Annotated in this window: 27 protein-coding genes; 22 read left to right on the top strand and 5 right to left on the bottom strand. The window is 74.6% G+C overall.

Annotated elements, in window-relative coordinates; translation table 11 throughout:
• Positions 1–358: 358 nt before the first annotated feature.
• Entirely contained in the window at positions 359–874 is a 516-nt protein-coding gene (locus FHE66_RS08210; protein ID WP_139072479.1) for a flavin reductase family protein, read from the bottom strand.
• A 311-nt stretch (positions 875–1,185) separates the two neighbouring features.
• Here FHE66_RS08210 and FHE66_RS08205 point away from each other — a divergent pair, with 311 nt between their 5' ends.
• From FHE66_RS08205 to FHE66_RS08175, 7 genes are all read left to right on the top strand, one after another.
• Complete coding sequence (locus FHE66_RS08205) at positions 1,186–2,322, top strand: histidinol-phosphate transaminase (RefSeq protein WP_139072508.1); 1,137 nt, start codon at positions 1,186–1,188, stop codon at positions 2,320–2,322.
• Positions 2,319–2,930 carry an imidazoleglycerol-phosphate dehydratase HisB gene (gene hisB / locus FHE66_RS08200; protein WP_230976401.1) on the top strand — a complete coding sequence of 204 codons (612 nt, stop codon included), beginning with the start codon at positions 2,319–2,321 and terminating at the stop codon, positions 2,928–2,930. Before FHE66_RS08205 ends, hisB begins: the two co-directional genes overlap by 4 nt.
• Positions 2,927–3,478 carry a hypothetical protein gene (locus FHE66_RS08195; protein WP_139072478.1) on the top strand — a complete coding sequence of 184 codons (552 nt, stop codon included), beginning with the start codon at positions 2,927–2,929 and terminating at the stop codon, positions 3,476–3,478. The genes hisB and FHE66_RS08195 overlap by 4 nt, the downstream gene beginning before the upstream one ends.
• Positions 3,479–3,557: 79 nt before the next feature.
• On the top strand, positions 3,558–4,205 hold the full coding sequence (gene hisH, locus FHE66_RS08190; protein WP_139072477.1) for an imidazole glycerol phosphate synthase subunit HisH: 648 nt from the start codon (positions 3,558–3,560) through the stop codon (positions 4,203–4,205).
• 29 nt (positions 4,206–4,234) lie between these two features.
• On the top strand, positions 4,235–4,966 hold the full coding sequence (gene priA / locus FHE66_RS08185) for a bifunctional 1-(5-phosphoribosyl)-5-((5-phosphoribosylamino)methylideneamino)imidazole-4-carboxamide isomerase/phosphoribosylanthranilate isomerase PriA (protein WP_139072476.1): 732 nt from the start codon (positions 4,235–4,237) through the stop codon (positions 4,964–4,966).
• The gene (locus FHE66_RS08180) at positions 4,963–5,826 is read left to right on the top strand and encodes an SseB family protein (RefSeq protein WP_139072475.1); all 864 of its coding nucleotides are present in this window, start codon (positions 4,963–4,965) and stop codon (positions 5,824–5,826) included. Before priA ends, FHE66_RS08180 begins: the two co-directional genes overlap by 4 nt.
• A gap of 38 nt (positions 5,827–5,864) precedes the next feature.
• Positions 5,865–6,449: a carboxymuconolactone decarboxylase family protein gene (locus tag FHE66_RS08175; RefSeq protein WP_139072474.1), complete on the top strand. Its 585-nt coding sequence runs from the start codon at positions 5,865–5,867 to the stop codon at positions 6,447–6,449.
• Here the strand turns inward: FHE66_RS08175 and FHE66_RS08170 are convergent.
• Both FHE66_RS08170 and FHE66_RS08165 read right to left on the bottom strand, forming a co-directional pair.
• The gene (locus FHE66_RS08170) at positions 6,446–7,180 is read right to left on the bottom strand and encodes a serine protease (protein ID WP_139072473.1); all 735 of its coding nucleotides are present in this window, start codon (positions 7,178–7,180) and stop codon (positions 6,446–6,448) included. The genes FHE66_RS08175 and FHE66_RS08170 overlap by 4 nt on opposite strands.
• Entirely contained in the window at positions 7,177–7,722 is a 546-nt protein-coding gene (locus tag FHE66_RS08165; RefSeq protein ID WP_139072472.1) for a hypothetical protein, read from the bottom strand. The genes FHE66_RS08170 and FHE66_RS08165 overlap by 4 nt, the downstream gene beginning before the upstream one ends.
• A gap of 371 nt (positions 7,723–8,093) precedes the next feature.
• Here FHE66_RS08165 and infC point away from each other — a divergent pair, with 371 nt between their 5' ends.
• From infC to FHE66_RS08125, 8 genes are all read left to right on the top strand, one after another.
• Positions 8,094–8,738, top strand: coding sequence for a translation initiation factor IF-3 (gene infC / locus FHE66_RS08160; RefSeq protein ID WP_139072471.1), 645 nt, complete (start codon positions 8,094–8,096; stop codon positions 8,736–8,738).
• Between the two features lie 82 nt (positions 8,739–8,820).
• Positions 8,821–9,015 (top strand): 50S ribosomal protein L35, encoded by a 195-nt coding sequence (gene rpmI, locus FHE66_RS08155; protein WP_139072470.1) that lies wholly within the window; start codon positions 8,821–8,823, stop codon positions 9,013–9,015.
• A gap of 27 nt (positions 9,016–9,042) precedes the next feature.
• Entirely contained in the window at positions 9,043–9,423 is a 381-nt protein-coding gene (gene rplT, locus FHE66_RS08150; RefSeq protein ID WP_139072469.1) for a 50S ribosomal protein L20, read from the top strand.
• A gap of 8 nt (positions 9,424–9,431) precedes the next feature.
• Positions 9,432–10,280 (top strand): RNA methyltransferase, encoded by an 849-nt coding sequence (locus tag FHE66_RS08145; protein ID WP_139072468.1) that lies wholly within the window; start codon positions 9,432–9,434, stop codon positions 10,278–10,280.
• 133 nt (positions 10,281–10,413) lie between these two features.
• Positions 10,414–11,067, top strand: a complete 654-nt coding sequence (thpR, locus tag FHE66_RS08140) for an RNA 2',3'-cyclic phosphodiesterase (RefSeq protein ID WP_139072467.1) — start codon at positions 10,414–10,416, stop codon at positions 11,065–11,067.
• A 206-nt stretch (positions 11,068–11,273) separates the two neighbouring features.
• On the top strand, positions 11,274–12,341 hold the full coding sequence (gene pheS / locus FHE66_RS08135; RefSeq protein WP_139072466.1) for a phenylalanine--tRNA ligase subunit alpha: 1,068 nt from the start codon (positions 11,274–11,276) through the stop codon (positions 12,339–12,341).
• 2 nt (positions 12,342–12,343) lie between these two features.
• Positions 12,344–14,926, top strand: coding sequence for a phenylalanine--tRNA ligase subunit beta (gene pheT / locus FHE66_RS08130; RefSeq protein WP_139072465.1), 2,583 nt, complete (start codon positions 12,344–12,346; stop codon positions 14,924–14,926).
• The gene (locus tag FHE66_RS08125; protein ID WP_139072464.1) at positions 14,919–15,716 is read left to right on the top strand and encodes an SDR family NAD(P)-dependent oxidoreductase; all 798 of its coding nucleotides are present in this window, start codon (positions 14,919–14,921) and stop codon (positions 15,714–15,716) included. Before pheT ends, FHE66_RS08125 begins: the two co-directional genes overlap by 8 nt.
• Positions 15,717–15,797: 81 nt before the next feature.
• Here the strand turns inward: FHE66_RS08125 and FHE66_RS08120 are convergent, their stop codons facing one another.
• Positions 15,798–16,319 (bottom strand): hypothetical protein, encoded by a 522-nt coding sequence (locus FHE66_RS08120; RefSeq protein WP_139072463.1) that lies wholly within the window; start codon positions 16,317–16,319, stop codon positions 15,798–15,800.
• A gap of 117 nt (positions 16,320–16,436) precedes the next feature.
• Between FHE66_RS08120 and FHE66_RS08115 the strand changes: the two genes are divergently transcribed.
• Positions 16,437–17,519, top strand: coding sequence for a winged helix DNA-binding domain-containing protein (locus tag FHE66_RS08115; RefSeq protein WP_139072462.1), 1,083 nt, complete (start codon positions 16,437–16,439; stop codon positions 17,517–17,519).
• Positions 17,520–17,548: 29 nt separating this feature from the next.
• On the opposite strand, the gene FHE66_RS08110 is transcribed toward FHE66_RS08115, so the two are convergent.
• A complete protein-coding gene (locus FHE66_RS08110; RefSeq protein WP_139072461.1) occupies positions 17,549–18,046 on the bottom strand; it encodes a flavodoxin domain-containing protein in 498 nt (165 codons plus the stop codon).
• Between the two features lie 99 nt (positions 18,047–18,145).
• Here FHE66_RS08110 and argC point away from each other — a divergent pair, with 99 nt between their 5' ends.
• The 6 genes from argC to FHE66_RS08080 form a co-directional block, all read left to right on the top strand.
• The gene (gene argC / locus FHE66_RS08105; RefSeq protein WP_255303654.1) at positions 18,146–19,222 is read left to right on the top strand and encodes an N-acetyl-gamma-glutamyl-phosphate reductase; all 1,077 of its coding nucleotides are present in this window, start codon (positions 18,146–18,148) and stop codon (positions 19,220–19,222) included.
• Positions 19,219–20,385: a bifunctional glutamate N-acetyltransferase/amino-acid acetyltransferase ArgJ gene (argJ, locus tag FHE66_RS08100; RefSeq protein WP_139072459.1), complete on the top strand. Its 1,167-nt coding sequence runs from the start codon at positions 19,219–19,221 to the stop codon at positions 20,383–20,385. Before argC ends, argJ begins: the two co-directional genes overlap by 4 nt.
• Positions 20,382–21,308: an acetylglutamate kinase gene (gene argB, locus FHE66_RS08095; RefSeq protein ID WP_139072458.1), complete on the top strand. Its 927-nt coding sequence runs from the start codon at positions 20,382–20,384 to the stop codon at positions 21,306–21,308. Before argJ ends, argB begins: the two co-directional genes overlap by 4 nt.
• Positions 21,309–21,313: 5 nt before the next feature.
• Positions 21,314–22,549, top strand: a complete 1,236-nt coding sequence (locus tag FHE66_RS08090; protein ID WP_230976626.1) for an acetylornithine transaminase — start codon at positions 21,314–21,316, stop codon at positions 22,547–22,549.
• Positions 22,546–23,490, top strand: coding sequence for an ornithine carbamoyltransferase (gene argF / locus FHE66_RS08085; RefSeq protein WP_139072456.1), 945 nt, complete (start codon positions 22,546–22,548; stop codon positions 23,488–23,490). Before FHE66_RS08090 ends, argF begins: the two co-directional genes overlap by 4 nt.
• A partial coding sequence (locus FHE66_RS08080; RefSeq protein WP_139072506.1) for an arginine repressor occupies positions 23,487–23,956 on the top strand: 470 nt, incomplete at its 3' end. The genes argF and FHE66_RS08080, both read left to right, overlap by 4 nt.

Raw genomic sequence — 23,956 nt, 5'->3', positions numbered from 1 at the left:
CCCCACCCCGCCACCCCCGCGACAGCCGACTTCCGCGCGAGAGCCGACTTCCGCACGACAGCCGACTTTCGCGCGACAGCCGACTTTCGCGCGAGAGCCGACTTTCGCGCGAGAGCCGACTTTCGCTCGAGAGCCGACTTTCGCTCGAGAGCCGACTTTCGCGCGAGAGCGGAGTTCTGCGCGGGAGCCGAATCGGCGTCGTGGACCACCTCGACGCGCGAGGAGGGCTGGCCGGTCGGGTGGCTGGAGGCAGGAACCTGCCACGAAGTGCTTCTCCGGGGGCCGTGATCGACGCAGAGGCGGCGTGTCGCGCGGTGTGTCGCGGACTTGGTGGCAGCTTCTGCGCGAGAGCCGAGGGTCAGCGGGGCGGCGCCAGCTCGGGGAACGCCCGGTCGAGGTACACGAGCGGCTCGGCGGCGACGTCGCGGTGGGCGAGGACCGCGCGCACGGTGAGCAGGAGGCTGTCACCCACCGGCACGCGGTGCTCGACGACGCCGCGGATCCACGCCGTCGTGCCCGGGAGAACCAGCTCGCCGGTGGGGAGGGTGCAGTGGTCGAGGCCGGCGAAACGGTCGACGCCGCGGGCCGCGAAGCGTCGCGCGACCTCGGCCTGGTCGGCCGCGAGGAAGTTGACGACGACGCTCGCAGCGGTGTCGAGGATGCGGCGCGCCATCGACCCCGCCGCGACGGAGAAGGCGAGCATCGCGGGGTGCACCGCCACGGAGATCACCGAGGTGGCGGTGAAGCCGGCAGGTCCGGCCGGGGTGGCGCAGGTGACGACGGCGACGCCGGCCGGGTGATTGCGGAAGACGGCCTTGAACTCCTCGGCCCCCACCGACTCGGGTGCCGGGGGAACGGGCTGCTCGGCAGTCATGGGTAGGCGTCGTCCTCTCGGTGGGTCGGGTGTCGTCCCATTCTGGGTCACGTGGGTGACCGGGGCGTCCCGCGGGCCCGCCGCCCGTGCGCAACTCGGCTGTCGTGCGGAAGTCGGCTGTCGGGAGCAAGTCCGCTGTCGTGCGGAAGTCCGCTGTCGTGCGCAACTCGGCTCTCGCGCGGAAGTCGGCTCTCGGGAGCAAGTCCGCTGTCGTGCGCAACTCGGCTGTCGTGCGGAAGTCGGCTGTCGCGGGGGAGGGGGAGTGGGGTGGGGGTGGACGGGCGGGGAGTGGGGCGGGCGGCGGACATAGACTGACCGCCGTGCGTGAGACCTCCCTCCCGGTGCGGCCGGACCTCACGGGCCTCGAGCCCTACGGTGCCCCCCAGCTCGACGTGCCCGTCCTCCTCAACGTCAACGAGAACCCGCACCCGCCGTCGGCGCAGGTCGTCGCGGACCTCGCGGCGGCCGTCGCGGAGGCCGCGCCCGGCCTCAACCGCTACCCGGACCGCGAGTTCCTCGACCTGCGCGCCGACCTCGCCGACTACCTGCGCGTCGAGTCCGGCGCCACGCTGCGCCCCGAGCAGATCTGGGCCGCGAACGGCTCCAACGAGGTCATGCTCCACCTCCTCCAGGCCTTCGGCGGTCCGGGGCGCACGGCGCTGTCCTTCGCGCCGACGTACTCGATGTACCCCGAGTACGCCCGAGACACCATGACCGGCTGGGTCGCCGGACGCCGCGAGGACGACTTCACCCTCGACCCCGACCACGCCGTCGCCCAGCTGACCGAGCACCGCCCCTCCGTCGTGCTGCTCGCCAGCCCGAACAACCCCACCGGGACGGCGCTGCCGCTCTCGACCATCGAGGCGGTCGCCGAGGCAGCCCGCACCACCGGCCCCGAGGGGGCCGACGGCGCACCGACGGCGAGCGTCGTCGTCGTCGACGAGGCGTACGCCGAGTTCCGCCGGGAGGGCACGCCGAGCGCCCTGGAGCTGCTCGACCGCTACCCGCACCTCGCGGTGAGCCGGACGATGTCCAAGGCGTTCGGCCTCGCCGGGGCGCGCGTCGGCTACCTCGCCGCCGCGCCCGCGCTGGTCGACGTCCTACGGGTCGTGCGCCTGCCCTACCACCTGTCCGCCGTCACCCAGGCCGTCGCCCGGGCCGCCCTGCGCCACCGGGGGGAGCTCATGGCGCAGGTCGCCGAGCTGCGCGCGGAGCGCGACCGCACCGTCACGTGGCTGCGCGGGCACGGCCTCACCGTCGCCGACTCGGACGCGAACTTCGTCCTCTTCGGTCCGGTGGAGGACCGTGAGAGGGTGTGGCGGGGACTGCTCGACCAGGGAGTTCTCATCCGGGTCGTCGGTCCGCCAGGATGGTTGCGGGTATCGATCGGTACCGCAGCGGAGATGGCCGCCTTCCGGTCGGCCCTAGAGGAGGTGCTCGGGCTGTGATCGAACCTGGGACGCGCACGGCGCGACTGGAGCGCACGACGTCGGAGTCGAGTGTCCTCGTCGAGCTCGACCTCGACGGCACGGGCCGGACCGACATCTCGACGACGGTGCCCTTCTACGACCACATGCTCACCGCGCTGGGCAAGCACTCGCTCATCGACCTCACCGTCCGGGCGACCGGTGACACGCACATCGACGCCCACCACACGGTCGAGGACGTCGCCATCACCCTCGGTGAGGCGCTGCGGGTCGCGCTCGGCGACAAGCGGGGCATCTCCCGGTTCGGCGACGCGCTCGTGCCGCTGGACGAGGCGCTCGCGCAGGCGGTCGTCGACGTGTCGGGACGTCCGTACCTCGTCCACACCGGCGAGCCGCCCGGCCAGGAGTACCACCTCATCGGCGGCCACTTCACCGGCTCCCTCACCCGTCACGTCCTCGAGTCGATCGCCCACCACGCCGCGATCGCGATGCACGTGCGCGTGCTCTACGGGCGCGACCCGCACCACATCGTCGAGGCCCAGTTCAAGGCCGTCGCGCGGGCACTGCGGGCGGCGATCGAGCCCGATCCCCGTGTCGAGGGGATCCCGTCCACCAAGGGGGCGCTGTGAACGAGGTCCCCGCCGTCGCCGTCGTGCTCACGCCGGTGGCCTCCGCCTCCGCGCTCGCCGGCCTGTGCGCCATGCAGGACGTCGACGTGCACGTCGTGCCCTCGCGCTCGGGGGCGGTCGCGGTCGTCGACCTCGAGCCGGCCACCGAGCCGGCGGCTGAGCAGGCCGCCGAGCCGAAGGACTGGGACATCGCCGAGCTGCTCGGCACGCCCGGGCAGGAGGTGCCGCCCGCGGCCGACCAGGCCGCCCGCACCCTGTCCCGGCTCACCAAGGCCGGTGTCGTGCTCATCACCTCCGCCCTCACCACCGACTCCGGCGTCGAGCACGGCCTGTCCGGCCAGCTCACCGCCCGCCGGTACGAGCGCGGCGAGCCGGGCGAGGACGTGCCCGTGGGCCTCGTGCTCGCGGGTGCCGACGACGTCGTGGAGGACCTCGTCCTCGGCCGTGTCCGCGCGGCCGACGTCCCGGGCCACCAGCGCTCGGGGGACCTGCCCCGCTGGAAGGCCGCCCGCATGTTCGCCAAGGGCCTGCGCAAGCCGCGTCCCTGACCGCCGGCCGCGACGCACCCGCGTCGTCGCGGCCGGACGCGGGGCCGCACGTGCCGGGCGCTGTGGTTAGACTCCTCCGGTGACCAGCCAGCCGAACGTCGTCGTCCTGGACCACGGCTCCGGCAACGTCCGGTCCGCGGTCCGCGCCCTCGAGCGCGCGGGTGCCCACGTGGAGCTCACCAGCGACCCGGAGGACGTCGCGGAGGCCGATGGCCTCGTCGTCCCGGGCGTCGGCGCCTTCGCCGCCGTCATGCGCCAGCTGCGCGAGGTCGGCGGCCCGCGGATGATCGAGCGGCGCCTCGCCGGCGGCCGCCCCGTCCTCGGCATCTGCGTCGGCATGCAGGTGATGTTCGCCAGCGGCAACGAGCACGGCGAGCACGCCTCGGGCCTGGACCAGTGGCCCGGCACCGTCGACCGGCTCGAGGCCCCGATCGTCCCGCACATGGGCTGGTCCCCGGTGACCCCGCCGGAGGGCACGACCCTGTTCGCGGGGCTGGAGGACGAGCGCTTCTACTTCGTCCACTCCTACGCCGTCCAGGAGGACCCGGCCGCGGCCCTCGGCTCCGACGGGCCGCTCGAGCCGCCGCTGGTCACCTGGGCCGAGCACGGGACGCCCTTCGTCGCCGCCGTGGAGAACGGCCCGCTGTCGGCCACCCAGTTCCACCCCGAGAAGTCCGGCGATGCCGGGATCCAGCTGCTCCGCAACTGGCTGAGCACCCTGCGCTGACCGCGCGCTTCCCAAGGAGAGATCGACCCATGCCCCGCCGCCTCGAGCTGCTTCCCGCCGTCGACGTCGTCGACGGTCAGGCCGTCCGTCTCGTCCAGGGGGAGGCCGGCTCGGAGACCTCCTACGGCGACCCTGCCGAGGCCGCCCGCACCTGGGCCGAGCAGGGCGCGGAGTGGATCCACCTCGTCGACCTCGACGCCGCCTTCGGTCGCGGCTCCAACGCCGAGCTGCTCGCCGGGCTCGTCTCCGACCTCGACGTCGCCGTCGAGCTCTCCGGCGGCATCCGCGACGACGAGAGCCTCGCCCGGGCGCTGGACACCGGCGCCAAGCGGGTCAACCTCGGCACCGCGGCACTCGAGGACCCCGAGTGGACCGCCAAGGTCATCGCCCGTCACGGTGAGCGCATCGCCGTCGGGCTCGACGTGCGCGGCACCACCCTCGCCGCCCGCGGCTGGACCCGCGAGGGCGGGGACCTGTGGGAGGTGCTCGCCCGGCTCGACGCCGACGGCTGCGCCCGCTACGTCCTCACCGACGTGCGCAAGGACGGCATGCTCAGCGGACCGAACCTCGATCTGCTGCGCGAGGTGTGCGAGCGCACCGAGGCGCCGGTCGTCGCCTCCGGCGGCGTCTCCTCCCTCGAGGACATCGCCGCGCTGCGCACCCTGGTCGACGCCGGCGTCGAGGGCGCGATCGTCGGCAAGGCGCTGTACGCCGGGGCCTTCACCCTGCCCGAGGCACTGGACGTCGCGGGGCGGCCGTGACGCCGCTGCCTCCCGAGATGATGCCGGGCGGCGGTGACGCCGCGCGTCCGCGCCCGGACCTCGCCGCCAAGCTCGGCGCCCGGACGCCCAGCGAGACCGCCGACTCCGCGGGCCAGCCGTGGGCCGGGCGCACGCTCAAGGCCAACCCGTTCTCCGGCGACGACGGCTCGGCACCGCCCGAGCTCGTCGCCGCCCTCGCCCTCACCGACGAGACCGAGCGGCTCGTCGCGGTCGCCGACGTCCTGCGCGAGGCGCGGGTGCTCGTGCCCGTCGTCGCCCACGCCCACCCCGGACGGGACGAGGAGGGCGCCGTCTCCGGCCACACCAAGCACGGGTCGGGCGACCCGCAGGCGGACGCGTGCGCCTCGGCGGCGATGGTCTCGGTGCGGACACCGGACGGCCGTGCGGCGCTCCCGGTGTTCAGCTCGGTCGACGCGATGCGGGCCTGGGACGCCACCGCCCGCCCGGTGCCGGTCGAGGGCGTGCGCGCCGCGCTGTCCTCCGTCGCGGACGCCGACTCCATGCTTGTGCTCGACCCCGCCGGCCCGGTGACGGTCCTGCTGGGGCGGCCCGCCGTGTGGGCGATCGTCAACAACGTGCGCTGGGTGCCGTCCTGGCAGGACCCCGAGCTCACCGCCGTGGCCGTCAACGCGCTGCGGGGGATCACCGAGCTCACCGCGGTGCGCCTCGAGCGCGGCGTGCGCAGCGAGCTGCGCGCCCTGCTCGCCCTCGCCCCGGGCCTCACCCGCGAGCAGATGATGGACGCCGTCACGCGGGCTCAGGAGGCGCTGAGCGCCGACCCGGTCCTCACCGACCGCGTCGACTCCCTCGAGCTCTACCCGATGACCGCCCCCTCCTGACCCTGGTCGCGGCTCCCCGGCGGGAGCACACTGGGTCGATGTTCATCGACGAGGGTCGGCGGGCCGAGGAGGCCGACGTCGCGGAGTACTACGCGGGGGAGCGCGAGGTGTGGGGCTTCGTGCCGAACTACGCCGCGTGCTTCGCGCCGCGCCCGCAGGTCGCTCACGCCTGGCGCGGCCTCAACGGCACCATCCGCTCCGGGATGGACAGGCGACGCTACGAGATCGCCTCCATCGGGGCCGCGCGGGCCGTGCGCTCGACCTACTGCACCGCCGCCCACTCCACGGCGCTGCGCGACGTGTGCGGCGACGAGGAGGCGGTGCGTGCCATCGCCGGCGGCGCCGGGCTCTCCCCTGTGGACGAGGCTGTCCTGCGGTTCGCCGGGAAGGTGGCGACGGACGCCGCCTCGATCGAGCAGACCGACGTCGACGAGCTCCGCGCCCTCGGGCTGAGCGATGCCGACGTCGCCGACGTCGTCTACGCCGCCGCGGCCCGGGCGTTCTTCACCGCCGTCCTCGACGGGCTCGGCGCGCGCCTCGACGAGCAGACAGCGGCCGTGTTCGACCCGGAGCTGCGGGACGCGATGGTCGTGGGGCGCCCGCCGGCGGACCCGGCGGCCTAGCCGCCGGTCTCGCGGCAGGAGGTGAGCGGCTCGAACGCGTCCTCGGCGAGGAGGTCGTGCAGCGTGCTCACCGGCACCATGTAGCTGTTGGACCACACGTCCATGGCGTAGACGACGCCGACCACCTGGCCCTCGCTGCCGAGGACGGCGCTGCCCGAGGAGCCGTGGTCGACCTGGGCGTTCGTCCGGCCGACCATGCCGAGGTCCGAGCCGAGGGTGTCGAGCTCGTAGCCGAGCACCGACCCCTGCGCCGTCGACAGCTGGCCGCCGCGCGGGTAGCCGACGACCGTCACCGGCTCGCCGACCTCGGCGTCGACCTCGGCGAGGCCGGGCACCGTGGCCAGCGGCTCGGCGGTGCGGAGCAGGGCGAGGTCCGCGACGTCGGCGACGCTCGCGGAGACGGCGTCGATCTCGCGGCCGTCGTAGGTGGAGATCTGGATCCGGTCGGCGTCGGCGACGACGTGCCGGTTGGTGATGACGGTGCGCTCGTCCAGCGCGAAGCCCGAGCCGGTGCTCAGCTCCCCGCACCCGACGTTGCGGATCCGCACCGCCATGCGCTCGGCGGCGTCCACGCCGTCGGCGGACAGCGCCCCGGGGTCGGAGACGGAGGGGGCGGGGACCTCGGGGACGTAGTCGGTCGGCAGCTCGCCGGGCAGCTGCGGCACGACCCCGCAGGCCGTCAGCGCGAGCGTGGCGGCAGCGATCACCCCGGCGCGGGCGGGTCGCCTCATGAGTCGCTCAGCCTGCGGGTGAGGTCCTCGTGCGCCTCGGCCGCCTCCTGGCAGGAGGTGACGAGCGCCTCGCGGAGCGAGCGGAGGTCGGGCTGGGCCTCCGCGGCGCCGTCCGTGGGGGCGGGGGAGGGGGAGGCCTGCTCCGCCTGCGCGCGCCGGGTGAGCTCGCCCTCGAGCGCCAGCACGTAGTCCTGCTGGTCGCTGATGCACCCGGCCATCGTGCCGGTGACCCCGGCCGCCGCGGCGAACAGCTCGCCCTGGTACTCCGCCACCTGCCGCTGGACCTCCCGGTCGTCGCCCGTCTGGGCGACCGTGTCGGCGAGCTCGTGGATCTGCTCCTGCGCGCCCTCGAGCTGGGTCTCGACGAGCGCGAGCGTCCCGCGGGTCTCCTCCAGGTCGGTGCGGGCATCGGCGAGCTCGGCCCCGAGCTCCCGTGCGACGTCGTCGACCTCCGCGGCGCGGTCCTCCCACGCGCGGGCGAGGACGAGGAGGTAGCCGCTCGCGCCGAGCGCGAGGACGAGCGCGACCGTGAGGACGGGCACCACCCAGCGTCGGCGCGGGCGGTGATCTGCCCCACGTGGGGAGGCGGAGGGCGGCGGACCCGGCGGGAAGTCCGCGGGTACGCTGACGGGGGAGGCGCTCGTGGCACCCTCGGCCCCGTGCATGCGGCTGGTCATGCGTGCTAGTCTCTCAGACTGACCGACCGGGACGTACGTTCCGGTGTGCAAGCGGAGCTCTCTCCCACCTCGTCCCGACCGTCTCGCAAGAGCGACAGGGGCTGGGTCCAGGTCGTTGGAGACGCAAGTCTCCTCGTACGGCACCCGCCGTGCAGCGACCCTGCGAGGCCTCCGTGCGCACCTGCGAACGGAGGCCTTCTTCGTAAGCAGACCGCGACGAGCAGGAGGAGCAGCACATCAGCGAGCCCCGTATCAACGACCGCATCCGAGTCCCCGAGGTCCGCCTTGTGGGACCGGGCGGTGAGCAGGTGGGTGTCGTCCGCGTCGAGGACGCACTGCGTCTGGCCCAGGAGGCCGATCTGGACCTCGTGGAGGTCGCGCCTGACGCGCGTCCCCCCGTGGCCAAGCTCATGGACTACGGAAAGTTCAAGTACGAGTCCGCCCAGAAGGCGCGCGAGGCACGTCGGAACCAGGCCAACACCTCGCTCAAGGAGATCCGGTTCCGCCTCAAGATCGACCCGCACGACTACGCCACCAAGAAGGGGCACGTCGTCCGGTTCCTCGAGGGCGGCGACAAGGTCAAGGTCATGATCATGTTCCGCGGGCGTGAGCAGTCGCGCCCGGAGATGGGCATGCGCCTGCTGCAGCGCCTCGCCGAGGACGTCAGCGACCTCGGCTCGATCGAGAGCTCCCCGCGGCTGGACGGCCGAAACATGACCATGGTCATCGGCCCGCACAAGAAGAAGCAGGGCGGGGCGAAGAGCGAGCAGCGCCGCACCCGCGAGCGCAAGGAGGCCGAGGCCGCCGAGGCCCAGCAGTCCGAGCAGTCGGTCGAGCAGGCCGAGACGACGCCGGTCGAGCAGACCGAGCAGGAGGCGTAGCAGCCGCTACGCGACGCCAGGAACCGGCGCCAGCCGGCAGACATGGCCGTGCCCGGGCACGGCCCGGAGTAAGGAAGAGACAATGCCGAAGAACAAGACGCACTCCGGTGCCAAGAAGCGTTTCCGCACCACCGGTAGCGGCAAGCTCATGCGCGAGCAGGCGAACCGCCGGCACCTCTTCGAGGCCAAGTCCAGCCGGCGCACCCGCCGCCTGGCCCTGGACAAGGCGGTCTCGGCGGCTGACGCCCCCGGGATCAAGAAGCTGCTCGGCAAGTAAGCCGCCCCACTACTAAGGAGACAAGACGTGGCACGCGTCAAGCGGGCGGTCAACGCCCACAAGAAGCGCAGGACGACCCTCGAGCGGGCCAGCGGTTACCGCGGCCAGCGCTCGCGCCTGTACCGCAAGGCCAAGGAGCAGGTCACCCACTCGCTCACCTACAACTACCGCGACCGCAAGGCGCGCAAGGGTGACTTCCGCCGGCTCTGGATCCAGCGCATCAACGCTGCGGTCCGCGCCGAGGGCATGACCTACAACCGCTTCATCCAGGGCCTCAAGGCCGCTGGTGTCGAGGTCGACCGCCGCATGCTCGCCGAGCTCGCGGTCAACGAGCCGGCTGCCTTCGCCAAGCTCGTCGAGCTCGCCAAGGCGAACCTTCCCGAGGACGTCAACGCGCCCGTCGCCTGACACCTTCGATGACCGAACGCCCGGACCTGCTGACCAACCCCCGATCCGATCGGGTCGCGATGGTCAAGCGGCTGTCCGGGCGTTCGGCACGTCGGCGCCACGGCCAGTTCCTCGTCGAGGGCCCGCAGGGCGTGCGTGAGGTGGTCCGGCACGCGCCCGAGCGGGTGCGCGACCTCTACCTCACCGAGGAGGCGGCCGACCGCCACCCCGAGATCCTCGCCGAGGCACGCGTGACCGTGCGCCACGTCCACCTCGCCACCCCCGAGGTCCTCGCGGCGATGAGCGGGGACGCCCAGGGCGCGCTCGCCGTCGTCCGCACCGAGCCCGACGTCGCGCTGCCCGCCGGGCCGCTGCGGCTGGTCGCCGTCCTGCCGTGGGCGGCGGACCCGGGCAACCTCGGCACCATCGTCCGCGCTGCCGACGCCGCCGGGGCCGACGCCGTCGTCCTCGGCCCGGACAGCGCGGACCCGCACAACCCCAAGGTCGTCCGGTCGACGGCCGGGTCGCTGTTCCACCTGCCCGTCGTGCCGGTGGAGGACCTCGTCGCGACGACGGCCCGGCTGCGCGCCGACGGCCTCCAGGTGCTCGCGGCCGCCGCGGACGGTGAGTGGGACGTCGACGACCTCGCCGACGCCGCCCTCGCCCCCGTGCCCGACGCGGTCGTGCCGGACCTGCGCCGGCCCACCGCCTGGCTCTTCGGGAACGAGGCCCACGGACTGCGCCCCGAGGAGCGGGACCTGGCCGACGCCGTCGTGCGGGTGCCCATCCACGGGCTGGCCGAGTCCCTCAACGTCGCGACGGCCGCGACGCTGTGCCTCTACGCCTCCGCGCGTGCCCAGCGCCGCGCCCCCGACTGACCCAGCCCCGCCCCCACACAACCGCCTGGGACACCCCTCCCGGCCCGGGGACACCCCCTGCAGCCGACCCGGCGCACCGCAAAGGGGCGTCCCAGAGGTGGGGTCGGTCGGCCGGCCGTGGTGGGATGGCGGCATGCGGCTCTTCGCCTCCTTCCGGCCCCCGGCCGAGGTGCTCGAGCACCTCGCCCACGCCCTCGACGGCGTCGCCCCCGGCTCCCTCGACGCCGGGCCGCCGCCGCTGCGCTGGGTCCCGCCCGAGCAGCGCCACGTCACGCTCGCGTTCTACGGCGAGGTGCCCGACGGCGCGCTCGACGACCTCGCCGAGGCGCTCGGCGCCGTCACCGCGAGCACCGCGCCGCTGCAGGTACAGCTCGCCGGCGCGGGCGTCTTCTCCGGCGCGACCCTCTGGGTGGGGGTCCGCGTCGTCGACGGAGACGAGCGGGCCCTCACCCTCCTCATGGGTCGGGTCGAGGCGGCGGGGGAGGACATCTCGCGCCTCGAGCCCCGCGACCGGCACCGGGCGCACCTCACCGTCGCCCGGCTCAGTGCCCGCGCACAGCGGGAGAGGTCCGACCGCCGGCGGCGCTCGGGCCGCGGCGACCGTCGTCCGGGGCGTGGTCCTGCCGTCGACCTGCCCGCGGTCGCCCGCGCCCTGTCCGTCTACCGCGGCCCGGAGTGGACGGCGCGGGAGGTCGAGCTCGTCGAGTCCCACCTTGGGGCCGGCCGCAGCGGCGGCCCGCTCCACGAGGTCAGGGCGAGGCTGCCGCTCACGGGCGAGCAGGCGTGACCTCGGCAACTCCGCACGCCCCCCGGGAGGGCGGCCGGTAAGGTGGGGCGCATGTGGGGTGAGAGCCGATTTAGCAGGCCCGTTCGGGCCCAGCGCTGAGGCGCCCCGGCTCCGCACCGTAGCGGACGCCCCCGAGCCCGAGCGGGCACCACGACTACAGTCCTGTGCTGGATGCCGACAGGCACGACGACGCTCGGAAGGTTCGCATGACCACTTCACCTCTGTCCCCCCTCGACGCCGACGGCGTCGCGGCAGCCGTCGAGGCCGGCCTGGCCGCCCTCGCCGCGGCTGCCACCCTCGAGGAGCTCAAGACGGCGCGGCTCGCGCACACCGGCGACGCCGCCCCACTCACCCTCGCCAACCGCGAGATCGGGCGCCTCGACCCCAAGGACAAGGCGACCGCGGGCAAGCTCCTCGGCCAGGCGCGCGGCCGGCTCCAGCAGGCGATCGCCGCCCGCCAGAGCGAGCTCGAGGCGCAGGAGGAGGAGCGCCGGCTGCGCGAGGAGCGGGTCGACGTCACCCTGCCCGTCGAGCGTCGTCCGCGCGGCGCCCGCCACCCCCTGGAGACCATCCAGGAGGAGATCGGCGACTTCTTCGTCTCCATGGGCTGGGACATCGCCGAGGGCCCCGAGGTCGAGCACGAGTGGCTGAACTTCGACGCGCTCAACCACGGCCCGGACCACCCGGCCCGCCAGATGGCCGACACCTTCTACGTCCAGGGCACCGCCGAGCAGGAGACCCCCGGCCTCGTCCTGCGCACCCACACCTCCCCGGTCCAGGCGCGCACCATGCTCAGCCGCGAGCTGCCGATCTACATCGCCTGCCCCGGCAAGGTGTTCCGCAACGACGCCCTCGACGCCACCCACACCCCGGTGTTCCACCAGGTCGAGGGGCTCGCCGTCGACAAGGGCCTGACCATGGCCCACCTCAAGGGCACCCTCGACCACTTCGCCCGCGCGATGTTCGGCCCCGAGGCCCGCACCCGCCTGCGCCCGAGCTTCTTCCCCTTCACCGAGCCGAGCGCCGAGATGGACCTGTGGTTCCCCCAGAAGAAGGGCGGCGCCGGCTGGATCGAGTGGGGCGGCTGCGGCATGGTCAACCCGCAGGTGCTCCTCGCCGCGGGCATCGACCCCGAGGAGTACACCGGCTTCGCCTTCGGTGTCGGCACCGAACGCGCCCTCATGCTGCGCCACGGCATCGCCGACATGCACGACATCGTCGAGGGCGACATGCGCTTCTCCCTCCAGTTCGGCACCACCGGAAAGGGGCACTGACCATGCCGTACGTCCCGCTCAGCTGGCTCGCCGAGCACGTCACCGTCGCACCGGGCACCACCGCCGCCGACCTCGCCGCGGACCTCGTGCGCGTCGGCCTGGAGCCCGAGCAGATCATCCCGCCCGCCGTGACCGGCCCGCTCGTCGTCGGCCGCGTGCTCTCCGTGGTGACCGAGGAGCACAAGAACGGCAAGTCGATCAACTACTGCCGGGTCGACGTCGGCCCGGAGCACAACGACGCCCCCGGTGAGGGCAAGGAGCCCGCGGACGTCCCCTCGCGGGGCATCGTCTGCGGCGCGCACAACTTCACCGTCGGGGACGACGTCGTCGTCGCGCTGCCCGGCACCACGCTGCCCGGCGACTTCCACATCGCCGCCCGCAAGACCTACGGCCACACCTCCGACGGCATGATCTGCTCGGCCCGCGAGCTCGGCCTCGGCGAGGACCACTCCGGCATCATCGTGCTGCGCGAGTTCCTCCCCGGCACCGAGGTCCCCGCCCCGGGCTCCGACGCCATCGCCCTGCTCGGCCTGGGCGCCGAGGTGCTCGAGGTCAACGTCACCCCCGACCGTGGCTACTGCTTCGCCATGCGCGGCATCGCGCGGGAGTACTCCCACGCCACCGGCGCGGCCTTCACCGACCCCGGGCTGGCGGAGAACCTCCCCGGGGGGACGCCGCCCGCCGCGACCGAGGACGGCTTCCCCGTCGAGGTCGACGACGCCGCGCCCATCGCCGGCAACGTCGGCTGCGACCGCTTCGTCACCCGCATCGTGCGCGGCATCGACCCCTCGGCGCCCTCCCCGGCGTGGATGACCGAACGGCTCACCCAGGCCGGGATGCGCCCGATCTCCCTCGCCGTCGACGTGACGAACTACGTCATGCTCGACCTCGGGCAGCCGCTGCACGCCTACGACCTCGCCACCGTCCACGCGCCGATCATGGTGCGCCGCGGCCGGGTGGGGGACGAGCTCACCACCCTCGACGACGTGCGCCGCACCCTGCACATCGAGGACCTCCTCATCACCGACTCGCCCGACGGCGAGCTCGGCGGGCGCGTCCTCGGGCTCGCCGGCGTCATGGGCGGCGCCGAGACCGAGGTGAGCGCGACGACGACCGACGTCCTCATCGAGGCCGCGCACTTCGACCCGGTCTCCGTGGCGCGCACCGCCCGCCGGCACAAGCTGCCCAGCGAGGCCGCCAAGCGCTTCGAGCGCGGCGTCGACCCGCGGCTGCAGGCCGTCGCCGCGCAGCGCGCCGTCGACCTGCTCGTCGAGTACGGCGGCGGCACCGCCGACCCGGCCGTCTCCGACCTCGACCGCACCGCCCGGCCCGCGCCGGTGCGTATGCGACTGGACGAGCCGCGCCGCCTCACCGGCGTGGACTACCCGGCCGAGCGCGTGGTCGCCCTCCTCCGCGAGATCGGCGCCACCGTCTCCGAGCCGGAGGACGGGGTGGTCACCGTGACCCCGCCGAGCTGGCGGCCCGACCTCGTCGGCCCGGCCCACCTCGTCGAGGAGGTCGCCCGCCTCGACGGCTACGACAACATCCCCACGGTCCTGCCCGCGGCCCCCGCAGGGCGCGGCCTCACCGCCGACCAGGTCCGCCGGCGGGACGTCGCCCGGGCGCTGGCCGACCTCGGGCTCGTCGAGGTGCTGTCCTACCCGTTCGTCGGGGACACCCACGACCGTCAGCAGCTCCCCGCCGACGACGAGCGCCGCGTCGCGCTGCGCCTGGCCAACCCCATGGCCGACGACGCGCCCCTCATGCGCACGACGCTCCTCGACACGCTCCTGGACACCGCGCGCCGCAACGTCGGCCGCGGCCTGGAGGACACCCGCGTCTACGAGCTCGGGCTCGTCACCCGGCCCGCCGGGGTGGGCGTGGCCTCCTCGCCCGGCGTCGGCGGGCGTCCCTCGGACGCCGAGCTCGCCGCCATCGCCGCCGCCGTGCCGCGCCAGCCGCGCCACGTCGCGGGCGTCATCACCGGCAAGGTCGTGCCCGACGGCGTCCAGGGGCCGGGCCGCCCCGCCGACTGGACCGACGCCGTCGACGCCGTCCATGCCGTCGCCGAGGCCGTCGGCGTGAGCGTCGAGCTCGCTGCCGCCGAGCGCGCCCCCTGGCACCCCGGCCAGTGCGCCGAGGTCCGTGCGGGAGGCGCCGTCGTCGGCCACGCCGGTGCCCTGCACCCGCGCGTCGCGGCCGCCTTCGACCTGCCGCGCGGCGCCGTCGCCTTCGAGCTCGACCTCGACGCGCTGAGCGCAGCCGGTGAGGACGCGCTGGTCGTCCCGGTGCCCGTCTCCACCTACCCGCCGAGCAAGGAGGACATCGCGCTCGTCGTCGACGCCGACGTGCCGGCCGGGGAGGTGCTCGCCCTCGTCCGCGAGGGCGCCGGCGAGCTCGGTGAGGACGTCCGGCTCTTCGACCTCTACACCGGCGAGCAGCTCGGCGAGGGCAAGAAGTCCCTCGCCTTCGCGCTGCGGCTGCGCGCCCCGGACCGCACGCTCACGGCCGAGGAGACCGCCGCCGTGCGCGAGCGGGTCGTCGCCCTCGCGGCCGAGCGGGTCGGCGCGGTGCTCCGTGGCTGAGGTCCCGGCGGCCCGCACCGCCCTCGTCTCCGGGGCCTCCCGGGGCATCGGGCGGGCCCTGGCCCTGGGCCTGGCCGCCGCCGGGCTCGACGTCGCCCTCCTGGCGCGGGACGAGCGCAGGCTCGAGGAGACCGCCGAGGAGGTCCGCGCCGCGGGCGTGCGCGCGGTCGTCCTCCCCGCCGACGTCACCGACGTCGCCGCCGTGCAGCGCGCGGTCGCGCGCGCCGAGGCCGAGCTCGGGTCGATCGACCTGCTGGTGAACAACGCCGGCGCCATCGACCCCGAGGTGCCGCTGTGGGAGGCCGACCCCGAGACGTGGTGGTCGGTCGTCGAGACGAACGTGCGCGGCCCGTTCCTCCTTGCCCGCGCCGTCGTGCCGGGGATGCTCGCCCGGGGCGGGGGTCGGGTCATCGACGTCAACTCCGGCGCGGGCACCCGTGACGGCGTCGACGCCACGGCCTACTACGTGTCCAAGACGGCGCTGTTCCGTATCGGCGGGGCGCTGCACGAGGCCGGCTTCGCGCAGGGGCTGCGCAGCTTCGAGCTCGCCCCCGGCGTCGTGCGCACCGACATGACGACGTCGATGTGCATGCACGCCGACCGCACCGACTGGACCGAGCCGGCCGACGTCGTCGCCCTCGTCGTCGCGCTCGCCGGTGGCGGGCTCGACGCGCTGTCCGGGTGCTACGTGCGCGTCGGGGCCGACACCCCCGACTCGCTCCGCGCGCTCGCCGCCCGGGGCCTCGCCCCCGAGGAGCGGCGGCTGCGGGTGGTCAAGCCCCCCGCCTGACCCCTCGCACAGCGACGCCGGGACGTGCCCCGCCCACCGAGGCACGTCCCGGCGTCGCCATGTCCGGCCGGCACTGGTCCGTCAGCGGGCCGGCGCCTCCGGGGCGTCGCCGGCAGCGTGCCGCCCGTGGGCGGGGTGCTCGGCCTGGGCCTGGTCCGGAGTCGGGTCCGGAGCCGGGGCCGTGGGCCCTGCCTGCGCCTCGGCCCGGGTCCTCGCCTCGTGGTCGGGCTCGGTGCCCGTGGACCCGTCCGTGACGTCCGGGTCGAGCGCGTCGGCCTGCGCGCGCTGCTGCTCCACCCGCTCGCGCACCTCGTCGGCCGACTCGGCCCGCTCCCGGGCCTCACGCTCCTTGCGCTCGGCATCCACCCGCGCCCGCTCTGCCACGGCCTGCGCCTCCGCGGCGGACGCGTGGCGCTCCTTGGCCTCGATCTCCTGGTCCTCGGCCTCGCGGCGCAGGTGGCGCGCGCGCTGCCGGTTCTCCTCGTCGCGCCGGGCACGCTCGACCTTCTCCCGCTCGGCGCGCTTCCTGCTTGCCACGAGCACGGCCACGACGACGATCGCCAGGACGATGACGCCGATGACGATCCAGACCCACGTGTCCATCGCACAACTCCTTGCTGTAGAGGTGCGCCCATCGAACTGGACGCCGCTGCGGTCCGCGACCCGAGAGCACCGCAGAAGCGGTCACGAGATGACCGCATCGGCCCCTAGGGTCGGCGCATGCTCACCGACAGGGACGTCGCCCGGTGGCGCCTGGCGACCCAGCGACTCGTCGCCCCGCACCACGGCTCGGTGCTCGACGTCGTCACCGGCCTGCTCGCCGTCCAGGCCGAGAACCGGGGCCAGTCCGGCTGGTCGGTGGCCTCCCGCACCTCCGGCCGCACCGCGGGCGAGCTGGACGAGCTGCTCGCCGAGGGGGCGGTGGTGCGCACGCACGTCCTGCGGCCCACCTGGCACTACGTCGCCGCGGCCGATGTCGACTGGCTGCTGCGGCTCACCGCGCCGCGCAACCGCCCCGTCTTCGAGCGTCAGCTCGCCGACCTGGGGTTGACGTCCGCTGTGCTCGACCGGGCGGGCGTCGTCGTCCTCGAGCACCTCGCCACCGAGCCGGACCGTGACCGCACCGAGCTCGCCGCTGTGGTCGCCGCGCACGGGATCGCCCTCACCGGCCACGCCTTCATGCTCTTCCTCGGCCTGCTCGAGCTCGACCGGCTGATCGTCAGCGGCCGCGAGCGCGGGACCACCCACACCTACGCGCGGTACGCCGACCGCGTCGTCGCGCCGTCCCGGTTCGACCGGGAGGAGGCGCTCGCCGAGCTGGCGTGGCGCTATCTCGGCGGTCACGGACCGGCCACCGAGCGCGACCTCGCCTACTGGGCCACGCTCACCCTCACCGACGCGCGCCGGGCGATCGCCGCCAGCCGCCACCGGCTCGCCTCCTTCGAGCACGACGGGCGGACGTTCTGGCACGACCCCGCCGGCGCCCCGCCGTCGGGGGAGGAGCAGGAGCCCGCCGGGCACCTGCTCCTGCTGCTCGACGAGATCTACCGCGGCTACCAGGACAGCCGGATGGTGCTCGACGTCGCCGGCATCGTGCCGCGGGGGCGCGAGACGGCGATCGGGATCGCCCTCGTCGGCGGCCAGATCGTCGGCAGCATGCGACGCACGCTGGGGAGCACGGTCCGGTTCGACGTCGAGGCCTACCGCCCACTCGGTCCTGTGGAGCTCGCGGCCCTCGAGGCGGCCGCCGCGCGGTACGCCAGCTACCTCGACCTGCCGCCCGTCCTCACCGTCCGGTCCTGACGCCGTACGCACCGGCGAGGACCGGCGTCCTAGCTGCCGGGGGCGAGGTGCTCGGCGAGCTCGGCGTCGATGCGGCGGGAGAAGGCGTCGACGGCGTCCCAGTCGCGCAGGTCCCCCTGCGGCGCCTTGACGAGCCGGGCGACCGAGCGCTCGCGGAAGTTGAGCAGCTCCGGGTCGATGCGGCCGGCAAAGGTCGCGGTCCCGACCGGGTCGACGGCCGCGACGATCCGCGGCTCGACCTTCTCCGGCTCGTCGGCCTCGGCTCCGGCCAGGCCGACGGAGAACACCCAGGTGGGCAGTTTGGCCAGCTCGGCGGCGTGCCGCTCGGCGAAGTCGCGCGCGTGCGCCATCCAGCGCGACATGTAGACGGCGGAGCCGAGGACGACGGCCTCGGCGTCGCCGATGTCGGCGCTCTGGGCGGGTTCGTGCCGGACCGTGTGGCCGAGTGATTCCAGCCCCGTCGAGATCGCCGCGGCGATCTCGGAGGTGGCCGAGTGCTTCGAGGCGGAGACGACGAGGATTCGCATACCCCACTGTGACCCGGCTCACGACGGAGCGCCAGGGACGTTCGTCCGGGCAGGGGGCCGGGGGGTGGTGCCTTCGTGCATGCAGGGGCGTGTATAGTTATACGGGTGACTGTGTCTGTGGCCGTAGCCGGTGCGAGCGGGTACGCGGGTGGTGAGGTCCTGCGACTGCTCCTCGCGCACCCCGACGTCGAGATCGGCGCGCTCACCGCGAGCTCCAGCGCCGGGGACCTCCTCGGCAAGCACCAGCCCCACCTGCTGCCTCTCGCGGGCCGCGTCATCGAGCCGACCGACCCGGCGCGCCTGGCGGAGCACGACGTCGTCGTCCTCGCCCTGCCCCACGGCGCCTCCGGTGAGCTCACCGCCGCGCTCGAGACGCTCGAGGGCCCCACGCCCCTCCTCCTCGACTGCGGCGCCGACCACCGCCTCGAGGACGCCGCGGACTGGGAGCACTTCTACGGCGGCACCTTCGCCGGCGCCTGGCCCTACGGCATGCCCGAGCTACGCCACGCGGGGGAGACAGGCACCGCCGCCGCGCAGCGCGAGGTCCTGCGCACGGCGCGCACCGTCGCCGTCCCCGGCTGCAACGTCACCGCGATCACCCTCGCCCTCCAGCCCGGCGTGAGCGCCGGCGTCGTCGACCCGTCCGACGTCGTCGCCGTCCTCGCCAACGGGTACTCCGGGGCGGGAAAGTCGCTCAAGCCGCACCTGCTCGCCAGCGAGGGCCTGGGCACCGCGACGCCCTACGCCGTCGGCGGCACCCACCGTCACGTCCCGGAGATCGAGCAGAACCTGCGCCGCGCCGGCGCCGCGAGCGTCCGGCTCTCCTTCACCCCCACCCTCGTGCCGATGGCCCGCGGCATCCTCGCCACCGTCACCGCGCCGCTCGCGGCCGCCGCGAGCGCCGCCGACATCCGCCGCGCGTGGGAGGACGCCTACGCCGGGGAGACGTTCGTCCGCCTGCTCCCCGAGGGGCAGTGGCCGACGACGGCGGCGACCCTCGGCGCGAACACCGCCCACGTCCAGGTGACCGTCGACGAGCGGGCCGGGCGCGTCGTCGCCGTCTGCGCGATCGACAACCTCGTCAAGGGCACCGCCGGTGCCGCCGTCCAGTCGATGAACCTCGCCCTCGGCCTGCCGGAGGGCCGGGGCCTGACCACCGTGGGAGTCGCCCCGTGACCGTCACCGCCCCCCGGGGCTTCCGGGCCGCCGGCGTCGCCGCCGGCCTCAAGAGCAGTGGCGGCAAGGACGTCGCGCTCGTCGTCAACGACGGCCCCTCGGCCGTCGCCGCCGCCGTGTTCACGACCAACCGCGTCGTCGCCGCGCCGGTCGTGTGGTCGCGCACCGCCGTCGGGGACGGGATCGCCCGCGCGGTCGTCCTCAACTCCGGCGGTGCGAACGCCTGCACCGGGCCCGAGGGCTTCCTCGACACCCACCGGACGGCCGAGCACGTCGGGGAGCTCCTCGGCGTCTCCGCCGGGGACGTCGTCGTCTGCTCCACCGGCCTCATCGGCGAGCGGCTCGACATGCCGGCGCTGACCGCGGGTGTCACCGCCGCGGCAGCGGCCCTGTCCGCCGACGGCGGCCCCGACGCCGCCGAGGCGATCATGACCACCGACACCGTCGCCAAGACCGTGCACGTCGAGGGGGAGGGCTGGTCGGTGGGCGGCATGGCCAAGGGCGCGGGCATGCTCGCCCCGGCCCTGGCGACCATGCTCTGCGTCCTCACCACCGACGCCGAGCTCGACACCGAGCAGGCCGACGCCGCTCTCCGTGAGGCCACCCGGCTCACCTTCGACCGCGTCGACTCCGACGGCGCGATGTCGACGAACGACACCGTCGTCCTCCTCGCGTCCGGCGCCAGCGGCGTGCGCCCGGACCCGCAGCGCTTCCAGGACGCGCTCACCGAGGCGGCCCGGCAGCTCGCCCGCGCGCTCGTCGCCGACGCCGAGGGCGCCAGCCACGACGTCGCCGTCACCGTCACGGGGGCGACCAGCGAGCCCGCGGCCCTCGCCGTCGCCCGGGCGATCACCCGCTCCAACCTCGTCAAGACCGCGATCTTCGGCAACGACCCCAACTGGGGTCGCATCATCGCCTCGGCCGGGACCGTCCCCGAGGACGTCGCCCCGTACGACCCGCTCGCCCTGGACGTCACCGTCAACGGTGTCCAGGTCTGCCGGGCCGGCGGCGTGGGGGATGACCGTTCGCTCGTCGACCTCGCGGGCAGCCGCGAGGTCCACATCGAGGTCGCCCTGCACGCCGGTGACGCCCCGCCCGTCACCGTCTGGACCAACGACCTCACCCACGACTACGTCCACGAGAACAGCGCGTACTCGACATGACCGAGCTCCCGCACAGCCTCCGCCCCGAGCAGAAGGCCGAGGTCCTGCTCCAGGCCCTGCCGTGGCTCGAGCGGTTCGCCGGCACCCGCGTCGTCGTCAAGTACGGCGGTAACGCGATGGTCGACGAGCAGCTCCAGCGCGCGTTCGCGGCCGACATCCTCTTCCTCCACCAGGTCGGCATGCAGCCGGTCGTCGTCCACGGCGGCGGCCCGCAGATCTCCACGATGCTCGACACGCTGGGCATCGCCACCGAGTTCCGCGGCGGGCTGCGGGTGACGACCCCCGAGGCGATGGCCGTGGTCCGCATGGTCCTCACCGGCCAGGTGCAGCGCGACCTCGTCTCCCTGCTCAACGAGCGCACGGCGCACGCCGTCGGCATCTCCGGCGAGGACGGCGGCCTGCTGCGCGCCGAGCGCCGCACCGCCGTCGTCGATGGTGAGCCGGTGGACGTCGGGCTCGTCGGCGACGTCGTCGAGGTCCACCCCGCCGCCGTCGAGGACCTCCTCGCCGCCGGGCGCATCCCGGTGATCTCGACGATCGCGCCCGACGTCGCCGACCGCAGCCAGGTGCTCAACGTCAACGCCGACACCGCGGCCGCGGCGCTCGCCATCGCCCTCGGGGCGCGCAAGCTCGTCGTCCTCACCGACGTCGAGGGCCTGTACCGCGCGTGGCCCGACCGCTCCTCGATCGTCCGGCGCATCCACGCCGACGAGCTCAGCCTCATGCTCCCCGACCTCGAGTCGGGCATGGTGCCGAAGATGGAGGCCTGCCTGCGGGCGGTGCGCGGCGGTGTCCCGCAGGCGCACATCGTCGACGGCCGCCTGCCCCACTCGATGCTGCTGGAGATCTTCACCGACGAGGGCGTGGGCACCCTCGTCCTGCCCGACTGGGGCCGCCAGTCCACCCACCCGGAGGCACCGTGACCGACATCGTCCCCGAGACCCAGCAGTCGACGACCGTGTGGGCCGAGCGCTACTCCCACGCGCTCATGAACACGTTCGGGCCCCCGCAGCGCGTCCTCGTGCGCGGGGAGGGTGCGTGGGTCTGGGACGCCGACGGCCGCCGCTACCTCGACCTGCTCGCGGGCATCGCGGTCAACTCCCTGGGCCACGCCCACCCCACGCTCGTCTCGGCCGTCTCCGCCCAGCTCGGGACGCTCGGGCACGTGTCGAACTTCTTCGCCACCCCCACCCAGGTACACCTCGCCGAGCGGCTGCTCGAGGTCGTCGAGCCGGGCGGGGCGCCCGCCGGTTCGCGGGTGTTCCTCGCGAACTCCGGCACCGAGGCGATGGAGGGTGCCTTCAAGCTGGCCCGCCGGCACGGCGGGGCCGCCCGCCCCCGCATCCTCGCCCTCGAGGGGGCCTTCCACGGCCGGACGATGGGCGCGCTCGCGCTCACCCACAAGGCCGCCTACCGCGAGCCGTTCGAGCCGCTGCCCGGCGGCGTCGAGCACCTGCCCTTCGGTGACGTCGATGCGCTCGCCGCCGCCATGGGCGACGACGTCGCCGCCCTCGTCCTCGAGCCCGTCCAGGGCGAGGCGGGCGTGCGTCCGCTGCCCCCCGGCTACCTCGCCGCGGCCCGCGAGCTCACCTCCCGCCACGGCGCGCTCCTCGTCCTGGACGAGGTGCAGACCGGGATGGGCCGCACCGGGCGCTGGATGGCCCACCACCACGACCACATCGGAGGCGGCGTCGTGCCCGACGTCGTCGTCCTCGCCAAGGGGATGGCCGGCGGGCTGCCCGTGGGCGCCGTCGTCGCCCTCGGTGAGCACGCGGCCACGCTCCTGGGACCGGGCCAGCACGGCACGACCTTCGGCGGCAACCCGGTCGCCTCCGCCGCGGCGCTCGCGACGATGCACGTCATCGAGCGTGACGGCCTGCTCGACGCCGTCACCGAGCGGGGCCGCCAGCTCGTCGACGGGGCCACCGCCCTGGAGCACCCGCTCGTGTCCGGGGTCCGGGGGGAGGGGCTGCTCCTGGCCCTCACCCTCACCCGGCCGGTCGCCCAGGACGTCGCGCGCGCGGCGCTGGACGCCGGCTACATCGTCAACCCGGTGGCGCCCGACGCGATCCGACTGGCACCGCCGTTCATCCTCACCCCGGAGCAGGCCGCCGGCTTCCTCGCCGACCTGCCCGCCGTGCTCGACGCCGGAGGCTCCGCATGACCGTCCACTTCCTGCGTGACGACGACCTGACCGTCGACGCCCAGCGCTCCGTCCTCGCCCTCGCCCTCGACCTCAAGGCCGGCGCCGTCGCGCCCCGCCCGTTGGAGGGCAAGGCCGTGGCCGTCATGTTCGACAAGGCCTCCACCCGCACCCGGGTCTCCTTCTCCGTCGGCATCCACGAGCTCGGCGGCTACCCGCTCGTGCTCGACGCCGCCGGCACCCAGGTGGGCCGCGGGGAGTCGGTGGAGGACACCGTGCGGGTGCTCGACCGGCAGGTCGCCGCGATCGTCTGGCGCACCTTCGGCCAGCAGAACCTCGACCGCGCCGCCGCCGTGAGCGCGGTGCCGGTGGTCAACGCGCTCACCGACGAGTTCCACCCGTGCCAGGTGCTCGCCGACCTCCAGACCGTCGCCGAGCACCGCGGCGGCCTGGCCGCCGAGGGTCCCGCTCTCGCCGGGCGGTCCCTCGCCTACCTCGGCGACGGCGCGAACAACATGGCCCACTCCTACCTCCTCGGCGGCGTCACCGCCGGCATGGACGTGCGCATCGCCGCCCCCGCGGGCTACAACCCCGACCCCGCCGTGGTCGAGCGGGCGCGGGAGATCGCGGCGCTCACCGGGGGCAGCGTGCTCGTCACCACCGACCCCGACGAGGCCGTCGACGGCGTCACCGCCGTCGCCACCGACACGTGGGTCTCGATGGGGCAGGAGGCCGAGGCGGGGGAGCGGGAGTCCCCGTTCGTGCCCTACCGGGTGGACGAGCGGCTCATGGCGCGCGGCGCGGACGCCGTCTTCCTCCACTGCCTGCCGGTCTACCGGGGCATGGAGGCGACCGCCGACGTCGTCGACGGCCCCCGGTCCGTCATCTGGGACGAGGCCGAGAACCGTCGCCACGCGCAGAAGGCCGTGCTCGTCCACCTCCTGGAGGAGGCAGCCCGGTGAGCATCCCGGTCACCCGGGCGGCACGCCACGCGCTCATCGCCCGACTCCTGTCCCAGCAGCGCATCTCCTCCCAGGGGGAGCTCAGCGCCCAGCTTGCCTCCCACGGCGTCCAGGTGACCCAGGCGACCCTCTCGCGCGACCTCGTCGAGCTGCGCGCCGGGAAGATCACCCTGCCCGGCGGCGGGCAGGTCTACGCGCTGCCGGAGGAGGGCGCCGCCGGCGCCATGGCCCCGCCCGTGGCCCCCGGGGAGGGGCACGGCGTCGCGCGCCTGGCGCGCTGGTGCAGCGAGCTGCTCGTCTCCGCGGACCGCGCCGACGCGCTGGTCGTCCTGCGCACCCCCGCGGGCGCCGCGCAGCTGCTCGCCTCCGCGGTCGACACCGCCGTCCTTCCCGAGGTCATCGGCACGATCGCCGGTGACGACACCGTCCTCGTCATCACCCGTGACGGCAAGGCAGGGGCCGAGCT

The sequence above is a fragment of the Georgenia sp. 311 genome, assembly GCF_006151955.1.
Taxonomy (GTDB): Bacteria; Actinomycetota; Actinomycetes; order Actinomycetales; family Actinomycetaceae; genus Oceanitalea; species Oceanitalea wutianyii.
The sequence above is the reverse complement of the archived record's forward strand: the minus strand, read 5'-3'. Positions and strand labels throughout refer to the sequence as shown.

Bases quoted from the DNA above. Each gene is read 5' to 3' on its own strand.
- FHE66_RS08175 (WP_139072474.1), top strand. From the start codon at position 5,865: ATGTTCATCGACGAGGGTCGGCGGGCCGAGGAGGCCGACGTCGCGGAG.
- rpmI (WP_139072470.1), top strand. From the start codon at position 8,821: ATGCCGAAGAACAAGACGCACTCCGGTGCCAAGAAGCGTTTCCGCACC.
- argF (WP_139072456.1), top strand. From the start codon at position 22,546: ATGACCGTCCACTTCCTGCGTGACGACGACCTGACCGTCGACGCCCAG.
- FHE66_RS08170 (WP_139072473.1), bottom strand. From the start codon at position 7,180: ATGAGGCGACCCGCCCGCGCCGGGGTGATCGCTGCCGCCACGCTCGCG.
- argB (WP_139072458.1), top strand. From the start codon at position 20,382: ATGACCGAGCTCCCGCACAGCCTCCGCCCCGAGCAGAAGGCCGAGGTC.
- FHE66_RS08145 (WP_139072468.1), top strand. From the start codon at position 9,432: ATGACCGAACGCCCGGACCTGCTGACCAACCCCCGATCCGATCGGGTC.
- FHE66_RS08210 (WP_139072479.1), bottom strand. From the start codon at position 874: ATGACTGCCGAGCAGCCCGTTCCCCCGGCACCCGAGTCGGTGGGGGCC.
- priA (WP_139072476.1), top strand. From the start codon at position 4,235: ATGCCCCGCCGCCTCGAGCTGCTTCCCGCCGTCGACGTCGTCGACGGT.
- thpR (WP_139072467.1), top strand. From the start codon at position 10,414: ATGCGGCTCTTCGCCTCCTTCCGGCCCCCGGCCGAGGTGCTCGAGCAC.
- pheT (WP_139072465.1), top strand. From the start codon at position 12,344: ATGCCGTACGTCCCGCTCAGCTGGCTCGCCGAGCACGTCACCGTCGCA.
- FHE66_RS08115 (WP_139072462.1), top strand. From the start codon at position 16,437: ATGCTCACCGACAGGGACGTCGCCCGGTGGCGCCTGGCGACCCAGCGA.
- FHE66_RS08120 (WP_139072463.1), bottom strand. From the start codon at position 16,319: ATGGACACGTGGGTCTGGATCGTCATCGGCGTCATCGTCCTGGCGATC.
- pheS (WP_139072466.1), top strand. From the start codon at position 11,274: ATGACCACTTCACCTCTGTCCCCCCTCGACGCCGACGGCGTCGCGGCA.
- FHE66_RS08110 (WP_139072461.1), bottom strand. From the start codon at position 18,046: ATGCGAATCCTCGTCGTCTCCGCCTCGAAGCACTCGGCCACCTCCGAG.